At 67.8% G+C, this 18,049-nt stretch carries 13 protein-coding genes and 1 pseudogene; 4 read left to right on the forward strand and 10 right to left on the reverse strand.

Annotation, left to right across the window (positions count from 1 at the left end; genetic code table 11):
• Nucleotides 1-935 precede the first annotated feature (935 nt).
• Nucleotides 936-1,328 (reverse strand): hypothetical protein, encoded by a 393-nt coding sequence (locus tag Raf01_RS35415; protein WP_203922460.1) that lies wholly within the window; start codon nt 1,326-1,328, stop codon nt 936-938.
• 433 nt (nt 1,329-1,761) lie between these two features.
• Here Raf01_RS35415 and Raf01_RS35420 point away from each other — a divergent pair, with 433 nt between their 5' ends.
• On the forward strand, nt 1,762-2,709 hold the full coding sequence (locus tag Raf01_RS35420) for a hypothetical protein (protein WP_203922461.1): 948 nt from the start codon (nt 1,762-1,764) through the stop codon (nt 2,707-2,709).
• 1,063 nt (nt 2,710-3,772) lie between these two features.
• Nucleotides 3,773-4,297, forward strand: coding sequence for a hypothetical protein (locus tag Raf01_RS35425; RefSeq protein WP_203922462.1), 525 nt, complete (start codon nt 3,773-3,775; stop codon nt 4,295-4,297).
• A gap of 689 nt (nt 4,298-4,986) precedes the next feature.
• On the opposite strand, the gene Raf01_RS35430 is transcribed toward Raf01_RS35425, so the two are convergent.
• The gene (locus Raf01_RS35430) at nt 4,987-5,610 is read right to left on the reverse strand and encodes a hypothetical protein (protein WP_239134224.1); all 624 of its coding nucleotides are present in this window, start codon (nt 5,608-5,610) and stop codon (nt 4,987-4,989) included.
• Between the two features lie 196 nt (nt 5,611-5,806).
• On the opposite strand from Raf01_RS35430, the gene Raf01_RS35435 reads away from it, so the two are divergent.
• Nucleotides 5,807-6,007, forward strand: coding sequence for a hypothetical protein (locus Raf01_RS35435; RefSeq protein WP_203922464.1), 201 nt, complete (start codon nt 5,807-5,809; stop codon nt 6,005-6,007).
• A gap of 1,289 nt (nt 6,008-7,296) precedes the next feature.
• Here Raf01_RS35435 and Raf01_RS50680 read toward each other — a convergent pair.
• Entirely contained in the window at nt 7,297-7,425 is a 129-nt protein-coding gene (locus Raf01_RS50680; protein WP_275413124.1) for a hypothetical protein, read from the reverse strand.
• Nucleotides 7,426-7,599: 174 nt separating this feature from the next.
• On the opposite strand from Raf01_RS50680, the gene Raf01_RS35440 reads away from it, so the two are divergent.
• Nucleotides 7,600-8,460: a LamG domain-containing protein gene (locus tag Raf01_RS35440; protein ID WP_203922465.1), complete on the forward strand. Its 861-nt coding sequence runs from the start codon at nt 7,600-7,602 to the stop codon at nt 8,458-8,460.
• A gap of 271 nt (nt 8,461-8,731) precedes the next feature.
• On the opposite strand, the gene Raf01_RS35445 is transcribed toward Raf01_RS35440, so the two are convergent.
• The 7 genes and pseudogenes from Raf01_RS35445 to Raf01_RS35475 all read right to left on the reverse strand — a co-directional run bounded on the left by Raf01_RS35445 (nt 8,732) and on the right by Raf01_RS35475 (nt 16,923).
• Entirely contained in the window at nt 8,732-10,510 is a 1,779-nt protein-coding gene (locus Raf01_RS35445) for a hypothetical protein (protein WP_203922466.1), read from the reverse strand.
• A 118-nt stretch (nt 10,511-10,628) separates the two neighbouring features.
• Nucleotides 10,629-10,877: pseudogene (locus Raf01_RS35450) on the reverse strand (HEAT repeat domain-containing protein); the annotation flags it as partial.
• Between the two features lie 31 nt (nt 10,878-10,908).
• A complete protein-coding gene (locus Raf01_RS35455) occupies nt 10,909-11,562 on the reverse strand; it encodes a response regulator (RefSeq protein ID WP_203922468.1) in 654 nt (217 codons plus the stop codon).
• Complete coding sequence (locus tag Raf01_RS35460; RefSeq protein WP_203922469.1) at nt 11,559-13,106, reverse strand: HAMP domain-containing sensor histidine kinase; 1,548 nt, start codon at nt 13,104-13,106, stop codon at nt 11,559-11,561. Before Raf01_RS35460 ends, Raf01_RS35455 begins: the two co-directional genes overlap by 4 nt.
• A 400-nt stretch (nt 13,107-13,506) precedes the next feature.
• A complete protein-coding gene (locus Raf01_RS35465) occupies nt 13,507-14,634 on the reverse strand; it encodes a S53 family peptidase (protein WP_203922470.1) in 1,128 nt (375 codons plus the stop codon).
• A gap of 364 nt (nt 14,635-14,998) precedes the next feature.
• Entirely contained in the window at nt 14,999-16,030 is a 1,032-nt protein-coding gene (locus Raf01_RS35470) for an ABC-2 membrane transporter-related protein (RefSeq protein ID WP_203922471.1), read from the reverse strand.
• Entirely contained in the window at nt 16,027-16,923 is an 897-nt protein-coding gene (locus Raf01_RS35475) for an ABC transporter ATP-binding protein (protein ID WP_203922472.1), read from the reverse strand. The genes Raf01_RS35470 and Raf01_RS35475 overlap by 4 nt, the downstream gene beginning before the upstream one ends.
• Nucleotides 16,924-18,049: the final 1,126 nt, after the last annotated feature.

The raw sequence follows: 18,049 nt of genomic DNA on the forward strand, positions 1-18,049 counted from the left end.
GCTGTAGCTATCTACAGCATAGACGTGTATGAGTGGCAGCGGGTTGCCTCAGCGACAAGATTCTTTGAAGAACCGCGACGCAGCGACGTAAGCCGGCCTCCGCGAGCCCGCCCACGACAGCCGACGACACGAACGCCGTTACCGCCGCAAAGCCTCCCCAACCGCACCCCTCGTTACCAACCGTCGCCATCTTGAACTCGTCAAGGTGCGGCCAGGGTTTCGGGGATAGACGAGGAGTTACCTTGGCGTCGAAGACGACCGATGCGTCGTGCGGTGAGGTCACCGTGGCCGAAACGATGACAACTTCCCCAACACGGAAGAGCTCTCGTTCCCGCTCCCGATCTGCACCCACCATAACGGCCAGATGCCCGTACGGTCCTTTCAACGATCGCTCGCATTCGCGCCATGAACAGCACTGATGCCGCCCCGCCACGCGCCGCCGAATGCCTTGAGCTCTTCCGTGTCAGCGAACGTCCGCCAAGCCCGTGACCAGCAACGATACGAGGCACCCCAGGCCAGGCCGGACCGTTCACAGCCGATGTCACCCGTTCGCAGCCGTTCAGCGCCGTTGCGAGCGACCCCGTGCTCCCAATCTGCTCCCCCGCCAATCACCGCGTTGGCGACGCCTCTGCAACAGCTACACGGGGTGGTGCCCGGCGGCGCATTTCCGGGGCCGTCGGACGAGTGCCCGTCTGAGCCGGTCTCGTGTGGGGAGTTCGAAGTCCTCTGGCAGGCGGCGGCGAGCCCTGGTGGGCTGAACTCGCAACCCTCCGACTACAAGGGACGGGCGCGGCGCGGTCAGGGCCGGCGACCCGGGTCGGGAGGTTGGTCGCGTGGGGTACGTCGCGGTTGATTGGGGTCAGCGTTGGGGTTTAGACGCTGGGGTCAATCAACGAGATCAAGTTCGCTGCGGCCCGGAATCGATGCCGCGTCCCCTATCCCTGATGGCGCGGTGTGTAGAAGGGGTCTTCACGGCCGCGCCGTCTACGGCGTCGACGGCTGCGCCAGAGTCGATAGGCAACGAAGCCGACGATCCCGTAAAAGCCCGGCACAACGATGATTGCCGCCCCGTCCCACCCACTGTCATCCCATGCCTGGGAGGCGGTGGCGGAACTGACACGCACGCGGTAAGTCATGGGCGGCCGTCCGCGTCCGAGCGAGGTCAACGAAACGTCATCGATGCGCGCCCCATCATCACCGACAAACGAGCCTCGGCAGTCGTACCACTTCCCGGCACTCGTGGTGCAGCGGCGTACCTCGATCGTCCCCCTCAGCCCGAAGTGCGCCGCCCGCAGCCCATCGAACTCATGGGGCACGAAGTCAATCACTATGAAAACCATAACCACGGACAACAGGCAGACCCCCAGGGCGGGCAAGCTAAGCTCCGCCAGGGCGGTTACCTTGCGCTCGCTCGGCCACCTGCCACTCACCCAACCATCACCTCTGTACCGGCTCCCACGGACGACACCGATGATGGATGATGCCACGAAACCTGCACCTTCAGTTTGGAAAGGTGACGATCTTCGGGGCGATACGCACGGCTCGCTTGGTCGCGGCGGATGCGTTGGTGACCGCTGGTGCCCGTTCGTGACCGGTCGCGGCACGGGTTACTGGCCCGTGGATGGCCCGTTCGATCGTTGCAAGCTCTTCGCGGTGCGCCGGCCGTGGCCAATGCCGGTGCTGGTGCCGCGAGCCCGGCGTCTAGGGTAAATCGGCCCGCGCATCGGGCCATCGACGGTGACGGAACCCGGAGAGCGATCAGTGAGGTACACGCTTAATCTTCAGCTCAACGTTGAAATCGGGGCCAAGAAGCACTCCGATCTGGCCCTCGACTGGCTCGACGGAATGTCGCGGCGGCTTGCCCCGGACGTCCGGGACATGCTGGAGCCGCTTCCCGCACGGGTCGCCAGGAGCAAACAGAGGTTCGGGCCGCTGGGCGAGCCCGGCAGCGTGTTCGGGCTCGTCGATTACGAACGGTGGTCCGCGAACTTCGACATCAAGACTGAGGAGCGGAACTGCTCGAAGGCCGGAATGGCCTGGCTGGAAGAGGAGCTACGACGCGAGCCGGTGCGCAAGGCACACCTGTGGTTCGGCGCGTTCGACGAGAACGGACACCGCAGCGGCGACCGGCTCAGCCTGGACGTGATGCTGCTACCAGAGTCACCGGACTGGGTGCGGCTGCACGCCTACATCCGGGAGGAGCACTTCCTCGACCCCGTGACGGGCACCGACGTGCAGTCACAGTGGCTGGAGGCGTTGTTCTCCTACGCGGACCGTCTCAACCCTGGTTTCGGGCATGTCGCCTACTGGTTCGATGATGGGGCGACAGCTTTCGAAGCAGCGCGCTGGGCGATCCCACTACAGGAGTCACGGCATCCGAAGCACACCGTCAACGAATGCCGCCGATACCTGCGTGGCTACTCATGGCTGACGATCGTCCCGGCGGAGCTCGCCAATCGTCTCGGCGGCACGGCCGCGATGCGGGACTCGGGGGCCTTCGCCGAGGTCCGGCAGCTCACGGCCGGCGGCGTGTGGCTGCTCGCGACCGCCGACTACCGGGACTACGACCAGGTCGCCATCAGCCGCGCCTTCCACGTGTTGGCCCCGGTTCTACGTCCTGGACTTCCCCGGCCACGGCCGAACCCGCCGACGGGCCGGCCGCCGTATCAGCTCGTGTTCGAGGACGCGGCCGGCCGTCATCAGGGCTAGTCGCAATTCCGGTTACTGCAGTTGGTTCGGGCGGTTGGCGGGATCTCCTCGGTCGGGCAGGCTTGCCCCTGCCCGAGGCTCTCGGCGGGCCGGGGCTCGCCGTAGGCGTAGCGGCGTGGCCTTGTCGCGGTCGAGGTTCTCGGACAGCCGTACCGGTGGTCGGCCGAAGGGCGCCCGCCGGCTGACCGATTCTCGCTGATCTGCGAGGAGGGCCGGGGGTCAGGGCGGAGTCCTGGCTACCGCAGTGCCAGCAGAGATCGGAGTCGCGGCTCTGCCCGCTGCCAGGTTCCGATGAAATCGGACCGGCGAACGCTCGGCCGGATCCATGTGCCCACCGGCGGCGCCCATCGCGGCGGCGCACCCCACTCTGCCCGGGTCGTGAGAGTGAAGACCACGTCAAGCTCGGTCATCTCTATGCACATGCCCAGGTGATCGAAGGTGTCGCCGAGGTGCAACCGCCTCCGGTGTTGCTGGCCGGGCTGTTGGGCCAGAACACAGAGGCGGCAGAAGTCCTGGTAGTGCGGGTACAGGGCGGTTGTGCTGCCGTCCCGGATCGGGATCCCACCCAGGTAGAGCTGGAACGTCCCGAACTCCTGTCGCGACTGGTCGGCGTGAAGTCGACCCAGAACGTCTCAGGGACCCGGCGCCGGTCGGCGAGCCGGGCAAGCTGTGTTGGCGCCGTCGCCCCATGCCCATCTCGTCAGCCACGGGGCGATGTTGCGGGTCGCCTTCGGTCCGTACCGATCATGTGAAAGGCAGCGCCAGGCGGTTACCGGGGCACGCGGCAACGCGCGACGGGCGAGGTTCACGGCTCGGCTCTGGTGCTCACCGCGCCCGCACCGTTGATCCGCGCACCACACCGTCCGCGTCTACGAGTGCGACGAACTCCTCACCGAGGTCGCCCGCACCACCACCAGACCAATCGCCCGTTTCAAAGTCCGAAAGCCTGAAACACCCCGCCGGTCAAGACGATGCCCCGGCCACCCACAAACCCCGGCCATCCCAGTGTTGCCACCACGAATTACGCTGGCCGCCGCCAGCGAACACCGACAACAATGTCGTCGTGATCATCGTTCCGCGGCTGCTGACCGAGGTACTGGAGTCCGCAGACACCGCCTCGGCCAAGATGTGGTCACTCGACTTCGCTGACCACATCAGCGCGGCCTGCCGCGATGCCCTCGCCGCCCCTGACGTCCATGACGCTTACCTCGCCACAGCCCGTGCCTGCCTCCACGGCGGTCCGACCACTCACCTCGGTGCAGCACACAGGCGAATGTACGAGTACTGGCCCAGCCGCGGCCTGCCCCTCGAACTCGCTGTACTCGCCGCTGTCGCCGTTAAGGCTGCCTGCCAACGACAACTGGAAGCCCACGGATACCTAGTCAAGGTCCGCTATCAGCCCACAGTCATCGACGTCGCCGAGAAAGCGCAGAAGATCGCTGGGCAACACGCCGGCCAGAGACAGACCTCCGGCGCAGAAAACGCCACCGACACCGGCCGCTACGCGCGATGGGAAGAAGCCCGCTGGCAACTCCTCCACGTCATCAGCACGACGCCGAACCCCCAAGGCGCCCCAGACAACCGTTAGGATCCCAACATATGATCGTCTAGCCGGACGTGTCACCCACGTCCCGAGACTGATCTGTAACGGAGGTCCTGGCACCCGACAATCGGCAGTGGCTCTTGTCCGGTCTCAGGACCTGTGTGACACGGCGGGCCCGGTTGATGCTTTGATGTGTGTGTCGACTTCGCTGAGCGGAGAGTCGAGCAGTCGCCTGCTCATGAGCGTGAAGCCCATGTCCGCGAACACGCGGGTTCAGCTTGGCGAATCCATGAATAATCCCGGAGAGGGCCAAGAGTCGATGCTGTGGTGAACGAACGCGATCAACGGGATAGGTGCGCTCGGTTATCCGATCCACGGTTCCCTCAGCGGCGCGCGCGGCCGCGTCGCATGCTGCCCGGAACGTCCGGATGTCGGTCAGGGGAAGCTCAGGCTTGTTCCGGTCGCGGAAGCCGGTCACGCCTGGCTCGAAGCGGAACACCGCACCACCCCTTGGGCAACCGCACACGCCGCGCTTGTGTTTTGCGAAGGATATGACGGACCAGGGCGTTGTCGCCGACGCACTCACATGGGCAGTTCGGTGAGCACCGCGAGTTCCCCTGGGCCACGGTAGCGCCCACGGAGTGTCGGACCGACCCGGGCCCGTGGCGAAGACGTTCAGCGGCAAAGTAAGGCGTTCTCGATTGCTGACGAAGCCGTCGACGTGTGCTCGTCTTTTAGGCGGGGGTGCCAAGGTGGCGGGTCCAGGGTCCTCCGACGTGGGTTCGGCTTGCGCTGTGGCCGGGCGCCAAGTCGAGGACATCGACCAGCGTCGCATCTTCGTCCACGGCGTGGTGGAGATGTCCGACCTTCCCGCTGCTGCTGGCGTCCGTCGTGCCGATGAGTTGCCAGAGGCCGTCGTCGGCGTCGTTGGCTATGAACAGGATGGGCTCACGAAGCTCGAAGACTTCGATGGTCTGGATGCAGCGAGTGCCTAGCAGCCAGTGCCGCATCCACCGTGCGCGTCGATCACGCTCCATGATGTGGTCCGCGACCCACCACACGAACGGCAGATCCTCGTGGGCGCGCGCCTGGTCCGCTGTCAGGTCCGGTCCGCCCTGTGGCACGTGCTCGAACGGCTCGTCGACGAGCGAGAAGGCGTGGCCGTCTTCGTGATCGAACACCACGGCGTGGAACGTGCCGCCGCCGGGATTGCCGACGCCGATCCCGATCGACAGCCGAGCGACGTGCGGCTGCGACCCTGTCCTCCAACCAAACGCGTACGAGGCCAGCTCACCCCGAGGGCCGACGAATTCGCCGAAGGCGCGACGATCCATGCCAATGGCCTCGGCACTCGGCACCTCGATGAGCCGACCCTCCAGAACCTGGATATCCACGCGGCCAACCTAGCCGAACCCCAGCGGGCAGACACGGCAGGATCCCGAACCGGTCCCGGGGCCGGGGGCAGACGCGCGGCACAAACGGAACAAGCGAGCCTGTCAGCGCCCGCGCGGACGTCGGGTGCGAGGTCACGACTGGATGTGTGAACATGCCGCGGTGGTCATGGAGCCCATTCCGAACTATGACGATCTTGTCTGGCTGTTTGAGGCAGAGTCGATCTATCTCGACGCGAACGATGACCATCAGACCGAGGACCGGTACGGCTGGCGTTATCCGTGGCCATACACCGCGGTGACGTTCCGGGCCGTCCGGGCCGGGCTACTGGTCCCCCGCGGACCGGCGTGGGTCCAACGCTGATCCACCGCGGCATCCAAGCCCAAGCTTCGCGATTCAATGATCAGCCTCACCGCCGGCACCATCGTGGCCGTCATCTCGCCAGCCATCATGATGCAGGCGTAAAGCAACCGGAATTACAGGACACTAGACGCCCGACCACTGAATCTTCAGATGAAAGGCGACGGCAGGCTGGGCGTGCGTCTGCACTTCGCGCCAGCCCGACGTCTTCCTCGGGGCCGCCGCTAATCGCGCCCCTTCTGCTCACCGTCCCCGAGATCGAAGCAGGAGTCGAAGGACTTCCAACGCGGCTTCGCGGCGTTCATGGCTTCTGCCCCATGTCGCCGTCAGGGCAACTAAACCGATCACGACGGCACCAATTGCAGAAGTTAACCAGAAAATTTCCAACGTTGCTCCCGCTGCTACCTCGTCTAGGGAGTGGTCCGAGCACAGCACACTTCCCTAGCCATCGACTAGGTGGTGTGCCGCGTTTAGCTCGGAACAGAAGCGTGCTCCTGGTGAGGGAACGCGCTGACGAGGTACGCGGCCGGACGGCTTCACGATGCCGCCCTACCGTTGTCGTTCGTGGTGGTGTTACTACTGGCGCAGAGCCGCGGTCTGTTCGTCCAAACTCTGGGTTCGCCCCTTGGTAATACTCGCGCGGATAGTAGCGACAGATGAGCACTCGACGCGAAGAGTCTGCTGACAACGCACATGCTTTCCGTCCCAGACGCGTCAACCCAGCCCGCTCCGTTCCGTTCCGTTCCGTTCCGTTCCGTTCCGTTCCGACGAGCGTCATCCACGAAGGCGTCGAGGTTGCGCCACTCCACCACCCGCTCGTCGGCAAGCAGAAGCGGAAGCCGAGCGGTGCGCCGCATGACAGGGCGCACGGTACGCAAGGTTACGGACTGGGGGACCGCCGCGACTGACGCCGACCGAGTGGTGCTGCCCGACCGTGGGTGAGTTACCCCGAAATGGTCGATGGCCGCGGCCACGCTCGGGCGCCGACGCAAAGGCGTGTGACCTCCCGCGGCTCATGCCGCAGGCGGGACGATTCCGACCTGGCTGCGGCATTCGCCGCGGTCATCACTGTCGGGCGCAGCGACAACCGCCACCGCGTTCAGCCCGAGCGGCTGACCAACCGGCCATGACCCAAATCCGCAGTCGCCGCCGACCCGGTGGCGCCTCGAGCACGTACGGTCACCAGTCGATTGAACAACTTGCCCGAGCGCGCCGCTTGATTCGAAGGCGCACATGCCGCAGGCAAGGATCAATCCCGAACCGCCGGCTTCTGCGGCGAGCCCTCGAAACCCTCAGCCCTGTCCCGCATCGACCGCGACATCCTCGACCAACCCGGCCTCACCACCGTCATCCTCGACGAAGGACTCGACGACCTCCTCAACGGCCAAACCGCCGACAGCCTCACCGACGGCTACCGGCAACTGCTGTCCTACCTGAAAGCCAACAACATCAACACCGCCGCGATCAGCCTGACCGCCTGCGACGGCTACACCGGCGACGGCGCCACCGGCAACAGCACTAACGACCCCTGCACCACCACCATCGACGCCGACCGCACCCTCACCAACGCCTACCTCGCCAACAACCCCCTCACGATGGACCCCACCACCACCCCCGCCCTGTACTACATCGACACCGACACCACCATCGGCGTGCTCGACACCACCAACGGCGAAACCAAACTCGACCCCAACGCCGCCACCACCGACCACGTCAACCTCACCAACGCCGGCTACGCCGCCCTCACCAACGCCTACCTCGGCCCCCACGACACCTGGGCACTAACCGACGGAACCCTCGACCCCACCTTCCCCCTCGCCGAAGACACCGCCCCCAACGCCATCAACCCCTACGTCAACCACCCCACCGACACCACCGGCCAAAACCCGGCCCTGCTCGCCGGCACCACCACCTGGACCACCGACGCCACCCACGGCGAAGCCCTCACCCTCGACGGCACCACGGGTTACGCCGCCACCACCGGCGCAGCACTGACCACCACCAACAGCTTCACCGTCTCCGCCTGGGTCAAACTCACCACCACACCCACCCGAAACGCCACCATCGCCGGCCAAGACGGCACCACCACCAGCGGCTTCTTCCTCCAGTACAACTACACCCACGCCAACGCCCCCGGCTGGGCCCTCAACATCCCCACAAGCGACGGCTCCAGCTTCGCCACCGCATACGCCGCCGGGGCCACCACCGCCTGGACCCACCTCGTCGGCGTCTACAACGCCACCACCCACACCGCCCAGCTCTACGTCAACGGAACCCTCACCGGCACCGCCACCAACGTCACCACCTCGGACGCCACCGGGCCATTCACCATCGGCCGCGGACTGTTCAACGCCACCCCCACCGACTTCCTCCCAGGCACCATCAGCAACGTGCAAGCCTGGCAATACGCTCTGACCCCAACCCAGATCACCGCCCTCTACCAACAAATCTCGTAACTATCACGACACAACCCACGCGGGCCGCCCAGCTCACCAGCTGGAGCGGCCCGCACGCATTTACGAACTGCGCTGCCCAGGTTGCGGACGACGAGATCGCCAGGCACCGTCCGTGACCGCCGCAACTGAAGACCTAGCAAGGGAGACATGCAGGCACCTCTCCATCGAACCCACCGCCAATACCGGCAAGGAGTCAACGAAGATTGCCTGCATATCAAGCAGAAGCGAGTGCACGAGGGCAACGCGACGGTTGGTTCCGCACCGCCTTGGGTCATCCGGCGATCTGCTTGCGGGCGGCGATTGTGGCGGCGAGCAGCATCTCATCCGCGCGCATCTCAGCGTCGTCGTCGCCGATATGCAGTCCCACTCTACGTCGGGAGGCGGCGATCCGGTCCAGCCGGTCGAGGATCGGCCGAGCGTGCGACCCCATCGCGGTCAGAACCTGTAGCGCCTTGCGTCCGTACAGATCGTCGGACAGGTAGGCCGGCAGCGCATCGAGCAGTTCATCGGCTGCCGCGGGGCCTTCGTGCAGCCACAGTGCGCCGGCCGTCCCCAATTGCCCAAATCCGCGGGTCCGGAACAGGCTCCGCAGCTGCCTGTGTTGCCGGACGGTGAGTTCGCTGTGCTCGGCGAGCCAGGTCAGCAGCGCCGACGCGGTGCGGTCGCGGCGAAGTTCTGTTTGTCGCCTGGCGAGATACTGGTCGGCGACTGCCCGGTCCGACGTGATGTGGACAAGGGCGAGCGTGGCGCCTTGTGTCGGGTACTGCCGCAGGAGCGGGACCGCGGCTGCGGCGGCCGGGCCGATCCTTCCCAGGACGTAGATCGCGGAGTCCGGAGTGTCGTTTTCGGGCCCTTCGAGCTTGGCGATGAGTTCCGGCACTGCGGCGGCTGCGGCCGGACCGAAAGCGGCGAGCACCCGCATCGGCAGGCTCGGCGCGCACGAATCCGGCAGCGCGGCCAAGACTTGTCGGGCGGCGGCCACCGGCGCCTGTGGATCGGCGCCGGCTCGGGCGACCGCCCGGAACGCCTCGGCCAGGCGGGGTTCGTCGCTGCCGGAGAGCATGAGCCGGACCAGATGCGGCGCCGCTCGATGGTCGCCGACGCAGCCCAGCGCGATGGTCGCCGCCGCGCTGAGCTCAGCGTCGTCCAGCACCGCCGCGAGTTCGTCGGCGGCCAGCCGGGACGCGGTCAAGGACGCAACCACCGCGCGCAGCGCCGCCGACCGTACCTCTGAAGGCTTATCTCTCAGCAGAGCGCTTAGCAGCGGCGTCAACCGGCCGGGCGCGGCGCGCCACTGACGCATCGCAGCGACCGCCATCCGTACGCCTTCGAGCCTGACCTGTGGGCTCTCGGCCGGGTCCGTCAGCCGTTGCACCCAGGCGTAACAGTCCTGCTCCCGGTCCAGGCCGGTTAACGCCAGCGCCCAGCGCTGGCCCGCAGTCAGCGAAAGACGGGATCCCGGCGCGTCGAGAACACCGATGGAAGCTTCAAGATCGGCGCGAACGGCGGCGTCGAGCGCCGGCCAGGCCGCCGATTCGTCCCTGCTAAAGGTGGCGATGGTGACCAAAAGCCGGATCGCGGCAACGGAGTCCGAGCGAAGGCGTTCCAGGACGGCTCGATGCCGCGACACCGGGGGCCGGATCAGCGCATCCACCAGGGCGATTCGGGCAACCGGATCGGACGAGGCGTTCAACGCCGTCATGGCCCGATCAGATCCAGCGGTATCCGCCAGCAACGTCGCGGCAGTTCGTCGCACCTGCGGATCCACGTCTCTGAGGGCCGGTTCGGCTGCGTCTGCCACCAGAGGCCAGTCGGAGATCTGGAAGCACAATTGGTCGAGCAACGCGTAAACCGTCCGCCGCACCGAGAGACGGGGGTCGGTGGCGAAGGTCAGCAGGCGGCGAGTCAGCACACCATCCCGGTCAGCCTTGACCCCGTCAAAGATGTGTGACCGTACATCGCGGCCGGGCACCAGAACATCACCCGAGACGATGCCCGCTTCCAGCCATCCCCAGTCGCCAAAGGAGGACACCTGCGCTGGGCCGTTCACTCTGCGAGGCGCGGGGCGCCCTTTCCGAACGTCACGAACCCGATCATCTCTCACCACGATCCCGGCGCGCAACGTGATCAGGTATCCGGTTCTCGGCTACTGAGCGGACGTTGGCTGTTCAGGTAGAGCTGTGGCGTTCCTGGATGCGGTCCAAGGCCACGTTGGCGTGTGTTCGCACGGCCCGGTCTGGATCCTGGGTGAGGGCGACGATGAGTGGACGCGCGCCGGGCCAACCGCAGAGGCCCAGCGCGGTCGCCAGACCCGCCCGTACTGCGGCGGACTCGTCGGAGGCCAAGTTCTGCAGAGTCTCGGTCAGATTCGGGCAGGCGTTGCGAGCGAGGGTCACGGCGATCGCGGCGCGCACCTGCGGGTCAGGATCGCCAGGTGGATCGCCGGTCTTATTCGAGTGCCTCGTTCAGCGGGACGAGTCCCTGCTGCAGTCCGAAGATGGCCGCTTGGGTGCGGTCGGTGAGGTGCAGCTTGGCGAGGATGCTCGATACGTGCGCTTTGACCGTCTCCTCGGTGATCGCGAGAGCGCGGGCGATCTCCCGGTTGGATTTTCCGCGGGCCAGCAGCGTGAGGACCTGCGTCTCGCGCGGGGATAGGTGGTTCAGCGGGTCGCGCCGGGGACGAGTGTCGCGTACCTCGCGGACGAGCCGGGCCGCAGTCCGCGGGTCGAGCAGGCTCTCTCCGCGGGCTGCGGCTCGTACCGACGCGACGACGTGGTCGACGTCGGCGGTCTTCGGGAGGTACGCCAGGGCGCGCGCGCGTACCGCGGCGAGCAGGTGCTCGTCGGCGCTCGATGAGGTGAGCATCACCACCTCGGTCTCCGGCCTGTCGCGTTTAATCCGGGTGAGTACGTCCAGGCCGCTCGTACCGGGCATGAAAAGGTCCAGCAGCACCACGGTGGGCGCCAGGTTCTGGACCGCGGTGATCGCGCTTTCGCCGTCGGGGCACTCGGCGACGACCTCGATCCCGTCCTCCTGCTCGAGGAGGTACCGCAGCCCTTGGCGGACCACGTTGTGGTCGTCGACGATGAGTACCTTGATCATGGTGTGGGCCCCAGTGTGATCCGTACGGTGGTTCCGTTGCCGGGCGTGGACTCCAGGTGCAGTTGGCCGCCCAGTTCGGCCACCCTTTCGCGCATCAGGTCCAAACCCATCCCGTGGCGCTGGCCGGCCCGGACCGGATCGAAGCCGGTACCGTCGTCGCTGACCGACAGCACCACCCGGCCGCCGCCCGCGTCGCGTGTCCGCAGCACCACTCGGGAAGGCCGGGCGTGCTTGACCGCGTTGGCCAGTGCCTCCTGCACCACGCGCAGCACGGCCGGTTCGGCGGCCGGGTCCAGCTCGATCGGTTCCAGGTCGGCCTCGACCGCGATGCCCAGCCGGTCGCGGTAGGCGCGGCACAGCTCGTCCAGGGCGGGTAGCAGTCCGGCGTCGCGCAATGCGACCGGTCGCAGCTCCAGTAGCAGCGCCTGCATCTCGTGCAGGGTGCCGGACACGGTGTGCTCCATGGCCTCGACGCGTGGGTACAGCGGGGAGTCGGCGGGCAGCGTCCGACGCAGGCCGCCCGCGAGCAGGCGCAGCGAGAAGAGGTCCTGGGAGATCGAGTCGTGCAGTTCCCGGGCGATGCGGGCACGTTCGCTGGCGCCGGCCAGCGCCCGCTCGGTCGCCATCGCGTCGGCCAGCCGTTCGGCCATCTGGTTGAAGCCCGTCTCCAGCTGTGCGACTTCGTCGCGGCCGGAGACGGGTACCCGCCGTTGATAGTCGCCGTCAGCGACCGCAGCGGTGCTGGTCGCGAGGTGCTGCAGCCGACCCAGCAGCCGCCGGGTGGACAGCAGCCCGAACACCGCGCCTACGGGCAGCGCTCCGAGGAGTACCAGCAGCCCGATGCCCAGCTGCGCGGACAGGTTCGTCCAGATGCCTGGGCCTTGGCTGGCCGTTGCCGCAAGCTTGGCCGCGGCCGGGATCTGCACGTACACGGCGCCCACGGCCCCCGCAAGGTGGGCGCTTTCCGTGCCGGTCGACGTCCCGGCTGGGGTCGCATACACCGGGACGACGGCCCACAACACCTCGGCACCGGACACCGCGCTCCGCCCGGAGTAGCCCTTCCGGCTGTCCCGGAGCTTGGCAATGATGCCGCCTGGGAGCGGTCCAACGCCGTTGCCGCCGATTTCGCCGCCGGGCGGGTACCGGGCCGGGTACGAGCTGCTGACGATGCGTCCCTTCGGGTCGGCGAGCAGCGCCATGGACATCGGGGCGCCGCTGTGCTGGGCGGTCGGCGTGTAGGGGATGCGCACCCCGGCACCGTCCGGTGTGGCCTGCGCCTGACCGGGTGGCAGCCGCAGGCCGGGATCGCCTACCGGGAACTGGCCAGCATCCGGCAGCCGTCCCAACCGTGTGGCGATCTGGCCGGCGCTGGCCGCGAGATCGTGTGCGGTTACGTTGACCAGCAGGGTACGCGCGTCCCGGCCGCCCAGCAGGCCGGGCACGACGAGCACCAGCACCACGGCCTCCACCACGGCGACAGCCGCGATGGTCACCAGCACGTACGAGCCGGCCATCTTGGCCCGCAGGCCCCACCGCTTACCCATCCGGCTCACCATATGGCGCGTGACCAGGGGCGTGTCCGCGCACGTCGGGTACTACGCGGCGCATCGGTCCCGGGAACGGGCCGCGCGCAGCGCCGAGTACCGGCCCGCCACCGTTGCGATGACGAGCGCGGCGGCCAAACCCGGGGCCCAACGCGAGGGGGGCTGCCAGGCGTGCGTTCACCATGCTGCTCCTTTGGTCGGCTGATGGGACGGAAGGCGGCGGCCAAGACGCGACACCAGTGGTCGGGCGTTTCGTGTATCGCCGTGTCGGCCTGCGAATCCAGGAGCCGGCGGCATTGCGGCCGCCCGAGCTCGGCCTGCTGGCCGGGCCACGTACGTGGTACATCGATGTTGACGTCGCCGCGCTGCCGGGTCGGTATGGCCCGGCAGCGCGGTCTGGTCAGGCGCCGGAGCCGACCGGGTGCGCCAACAGCGGGACGAGATACTGGGCGTTGAGGCTGCCCCAGCCGGTGACCGGATCCCAGCCGGGTCCCGCGTTGTAGCCGACGATGACGCCGGTCGGCGATAGCACCGAGTTGTCGCCGGTGACCACGTCGTGGAAGGCCCGGTGGTAGGCGGGGCCGCTGGCGATGCCGTAGATGGCGGGGTTGACGAAGCCGAGGTGCTGGCGGGCCTCCTGGTCGGCCAGGGTGATCACGCCTGCCCACAGCGGGGTGGCAGCGCTGGTGCCGGGGGCCGGCCGGAATTCGCCGTCGCTGTACTCCAGGGCCATGGCGGTGGCGGAGTCCGCGTTGGCGGCCACGTCGGGTACGCCGCGCGTAACGCCGGTCCGGGCGACTCCGTCCTGGTAGGCCGGCCTGGGGAACAGAGTGCTGTAGCCGCCGCCGGAGGCGTCATCGCCACCGTTCCAGGCCATCTCGCCCAGGTAAGTGCCAGACGGCCTGGCCGCGTCCAGGATGGTGCCGCCGACTCCGAGCACCAGCGGGTCGGAGGCGGGCAGGCTGACCTGTTTCGGTGGGCCGGCGTCGCTGATCGCCCCGGCGTCGCCGGAGGAGGCGACAACCGTCACGTCGTGGTCGCGGGCCTGCTGCAGCGCCGCGTGCATCTGAGCCACCTCGGCGTTGGTGAGGAAGTGTTCACCGACGCTGGCGCTGATCGAGACCACCGCGGCGTGCCGGGCGACGCCGGCCTGGATCACCTGGGTGATCGCGGCGGCGAAGCTCGCGCTGCTCGCGGTCACATCGTGGGGTACCAGGACGACGTCGAGGGTGGCACCGGGCGCGATCGCGTGCAGCATCTCGGTATCCGTGACTTCCTCGTCGCCAGCGAGGTAGGGCGTCGCGGCCTGGGCGATGGTATTCACGACCTGGAGGTTTGCCGGGGGCAGGTCGAACGTGTTGTCGAACGCGGCCAGGTCCTGGCGGATATCCATGGACGGCGGGGCGGCGGCCGGTTCGGGTCCTACGACCACGGTCTCGCCACTTCCGTCGATTCCCTGGCTGAGCAGCGGCGCGACGCCGTAGGCCAGCTCATACGCCTGCGGGCTGTAGCACGGTGCCAGCTTCACCCCGGGCGGCGCGCAATTTATCGCTGTCCCCGCGGCCGAGGATGTGGCCGTGCCGCCGGTTGCGGCAGCAGCCGGGAACGCGGCGGCCAGGCAAGCCACCAGGGGCGCGGCGGCCAGCCACCGGCGCGGCCGCCGGACTGGTGGCCGTGCGGTGTGTGTTCGGTGCCGGGTGATCCAGTTCATGTGTATCGCGTTTCCTCTCATGTGGATGTTGGCAGATCCGCCATGCGGCAGACCTGGGGTGTGGTGGCAGCCGGCAGGTCAGCACGCCGGGTTGCCGGGCTGCCAACCGGAGGGGCGGATGTGCCGCTGCCGCTGCACGGCTGCTCCCTGGCGATCTGTGGCGGCCGCATCGCGGGACGCGTCAGCTGGCCCGGCGGCGGACCAACCAGACGGCCACGGCGATCAGCAGCACTGACAGCGCGAGCAGCCAGCCGCCCTCGATCCACTGGAATGGCCAGAACCGGCCAGCCGGCTGGTAGCTCGTCCACTGCGTGTAGCCGTGCTGGACGAAGCACTGCCAGATCGTTCCCGGCGACGGCTTGCTAAACCCCGCCGTGGGCAGGGGGCAGATCTGCATGGCGAGGCCAACAGGGGGCCGGCCGGCGAAGACGAACCTGCCGCCCTTGGTCCACCACTGGCTCATGATCCACCCGGAACTGGGCACGTTCAGGTTGCTGGTGACCAGTGGCGCCGCGTAGTGCTGGCGCAGGAACACGCCGACCGCGAGGGCGAAGCCGACGTAGGCGGCCAGGGCGGCGGCAATTGCGGGGACGACCCGGCGGATAAGCATGCCGGCCAGGGCGCCGATCGCGAAGGAGGCCAGCGTCCAGGCGGCGAACGCGACCCCACGCAGGTCGAAGACGATGGGAGCGAGCGGGGTCTGGTTGCCGTCGGCGAACAGCGGCTGGACGTACCAGGAGAACAGCACGCTCAACGCCCCGGCGGCGACCGCCACCGCGATCGCGAGCGGCACCAGCTTGGCCAGCGTCCAGCGCCACCGGCCGAAGCCCTGGGTCCAGGTGTACCGGAAGGTGCCGGTCTCCAGCTCCCGCGCCAGTACCGGTGCGCCGACGAACGCCCCGATCAGCGCGGGCACCGCCTGCAGCAGGAACTCGGCTGCCTGCGCCCTTGAGCCGTAGGTGTCGTTGAAGTTGCTGATTGCCTCCTGGCAGGCAAGTGAGCTTGCCGGGTGGCAGGCTGCCACAGCGATCCAGGCGTGGTGCAGCGCAAGACCGGCGAGCCACAGGTACACCGCCAGCACGCCCAGCGGCACGGCCACGCCGGCCAGCACGGTCCGGTGCTGCCGCCAGGTGACCCAGGCCATCCGCCGCCACGACACCGGCCGCAGACGCGCGTCCTCCTCGGCACGGGCGGGCAGGGTCGGCGCGGTCATTTCGCCACCTCCGACGATTCGGCGTCCAGGCCGGGCAGCGCCGCGGCGGCGGGCTCGCGCAGGTAGGCCAGGGCGAGTTCTTCCAGGCCGACCGGTTGCGCCTGCCAGCCCGGCGGGACCGGGTCGTCGGCACCGGCACGGACCAGCAGGTGGGCCTGGGCCTCGGCACGGTGTACATGCACCACCGGTCGTTCGGAATATCTGCCTGCCTCGCCAGTCGGGCCGGTGAGCATGCGGTGCGAGCCGAGTAGGTCGTCAACCTCCCCGGCTACCTGCACCCGGCCCCTCGAGAGCAGGATGAGGTAGTTGGCCACCCGCTCAAGGTCGGCCAGCACATGCGAGGACAGCAGCACCGACACGCCATCGTCGGCCGCCGCCGCCACCGTAGCCATGAAGTCGTGCCGGGCAACCGGGTCGAGCATCGCCACCGGTTCATCCAGCACGAGCAGCCGCGGCCGGCGAGCCAGCGCCAGGGTCAGCGCGAGCTGCGCCTGCTGGCCGCCGGACAGCCTGCCCGCCCTCCGGTTGCGCGGGATATCCAGCTCGGCCAGCCGGGCCTCGGCATATGCCTGGTCGAAGCGCCGGTTCAGGTTGCGGGTCAGGTGCAGCATGTCCGCAACGGACAGGTTCTTGTGGACCGGCGTGCCCTGCGCGACAAACGCGATGCCGTCCAACGCGACCGGCGACCCGGCCGGCCGACCGCCCAGCACAGTGACGGCACCCGTGCTTGGTTGCGCCAAGCCGACGGCTAGGTTCAGCAGGGTGGTCTTGCCGGCGCCATTCGGGCCGATCAGCGCGGCCAAGTAACCGGCGGGGATCGCCAGCGTGCACTCGCGCAGCGCCCAAGTGCGGCCGTACCGCTTGCCCAGACCGCTGGCCTCCATGACGTTCATGCGACGCGCCCCGTCACGCCGCACGCCGTGCCGTCGCAGTCACCCCAGGCGCCGCGGCGCTCGTAGAAATCCATCCTCGCGGCGGTTCCCCCGCCGCCCGAACACACCCACACGATGTCTCCCTCAGCACCGCGGACCTCCCGCGATCGCCGCATCCGACGCTCGCAGCCACCGGGCTCGGGCACATCACCACGAAGTGGGGGGCGCCGTTCCCCTTTCGAGGAATGCGGTGTCCCGGGAAGGTCGGACGGCACACCGCGGAGCAGGAAGCCGCCGCAGAACGCCTGCGCCCACCCTCGGCGGGCACTGATACCTCCAAACGCGGACATCTTGAATTTTGCAGTTCTTTGGCATACCGCCGAACGAGGCAGTCAGAGCTGCCATCCAAGCCATCTGCAAAATTACTTCGTGCCATTTGGAGAACTATTGTCCGATTCGAGATGTCCACTTCATGGCGGTTCAGCCTCGACGCAGGTTCGAATCCTCCCGGGGGCACAAGATTGCGACATCGAGTGACTACTATCATTTCTGGTCAACGCCAGGTTTGAGTGTCGCAACCTTGTTGCCAGTAGCTGGCAACAAGGTGTCTACGCAGGTCACGGATGCGCAGGTTCGAATCACCTCTCAGGCAGAGATGTACGGTGATGGCGAGCCGCGGAGAGTCGGAAGGCACACCCGGACGGGCGGGCTCAGGTGATCAGCTTCCGTGGCGAGAGTCCCGAGCCAGTGTTGTCGGCGCTGGGCGGGTTGACCGCCCGGGCGGCAATGCGGCCAGTAGCGCACGCAGCGCGCCCCTGTGCTGCCGCGATTGCCTGACCGGTGGTCCCGCACGCGATCTCTACGCCGGCTGTTAGCGGCCAGCTGGAATTCCCCGTACACGGCCAGTTGGTGGGGAGCCATCTGGCCGTCGGCGGTCACGGAGAGTCGAGGTCCATGTCAGTTGCTCTCTGACCGAGACGTCGGGGTCGCTCGGTGTTCGCGGTCGTCGCCGGACGGCTGCGTGCTGACGACTTGTTGACGTCTCCGGCGGCTCGTGGCATTCAACATGTACGGCGCTCAGGCCGGGGCGTTATCTGGCTTTGCCGGAGGTTGTGTCGATCTCTGTTGGTGCTGGTTGCCGGTCCCA

The sequence above is a fragment of the Rugosimonospora africana genome (assembly GCF_016862975.1).
GTDB lineage: Bacteria > Actinomycetota > Actinomycetes > Mycobacteriales > Micromonosporaceae > Rugosimonospora > Rugosimonospora africana.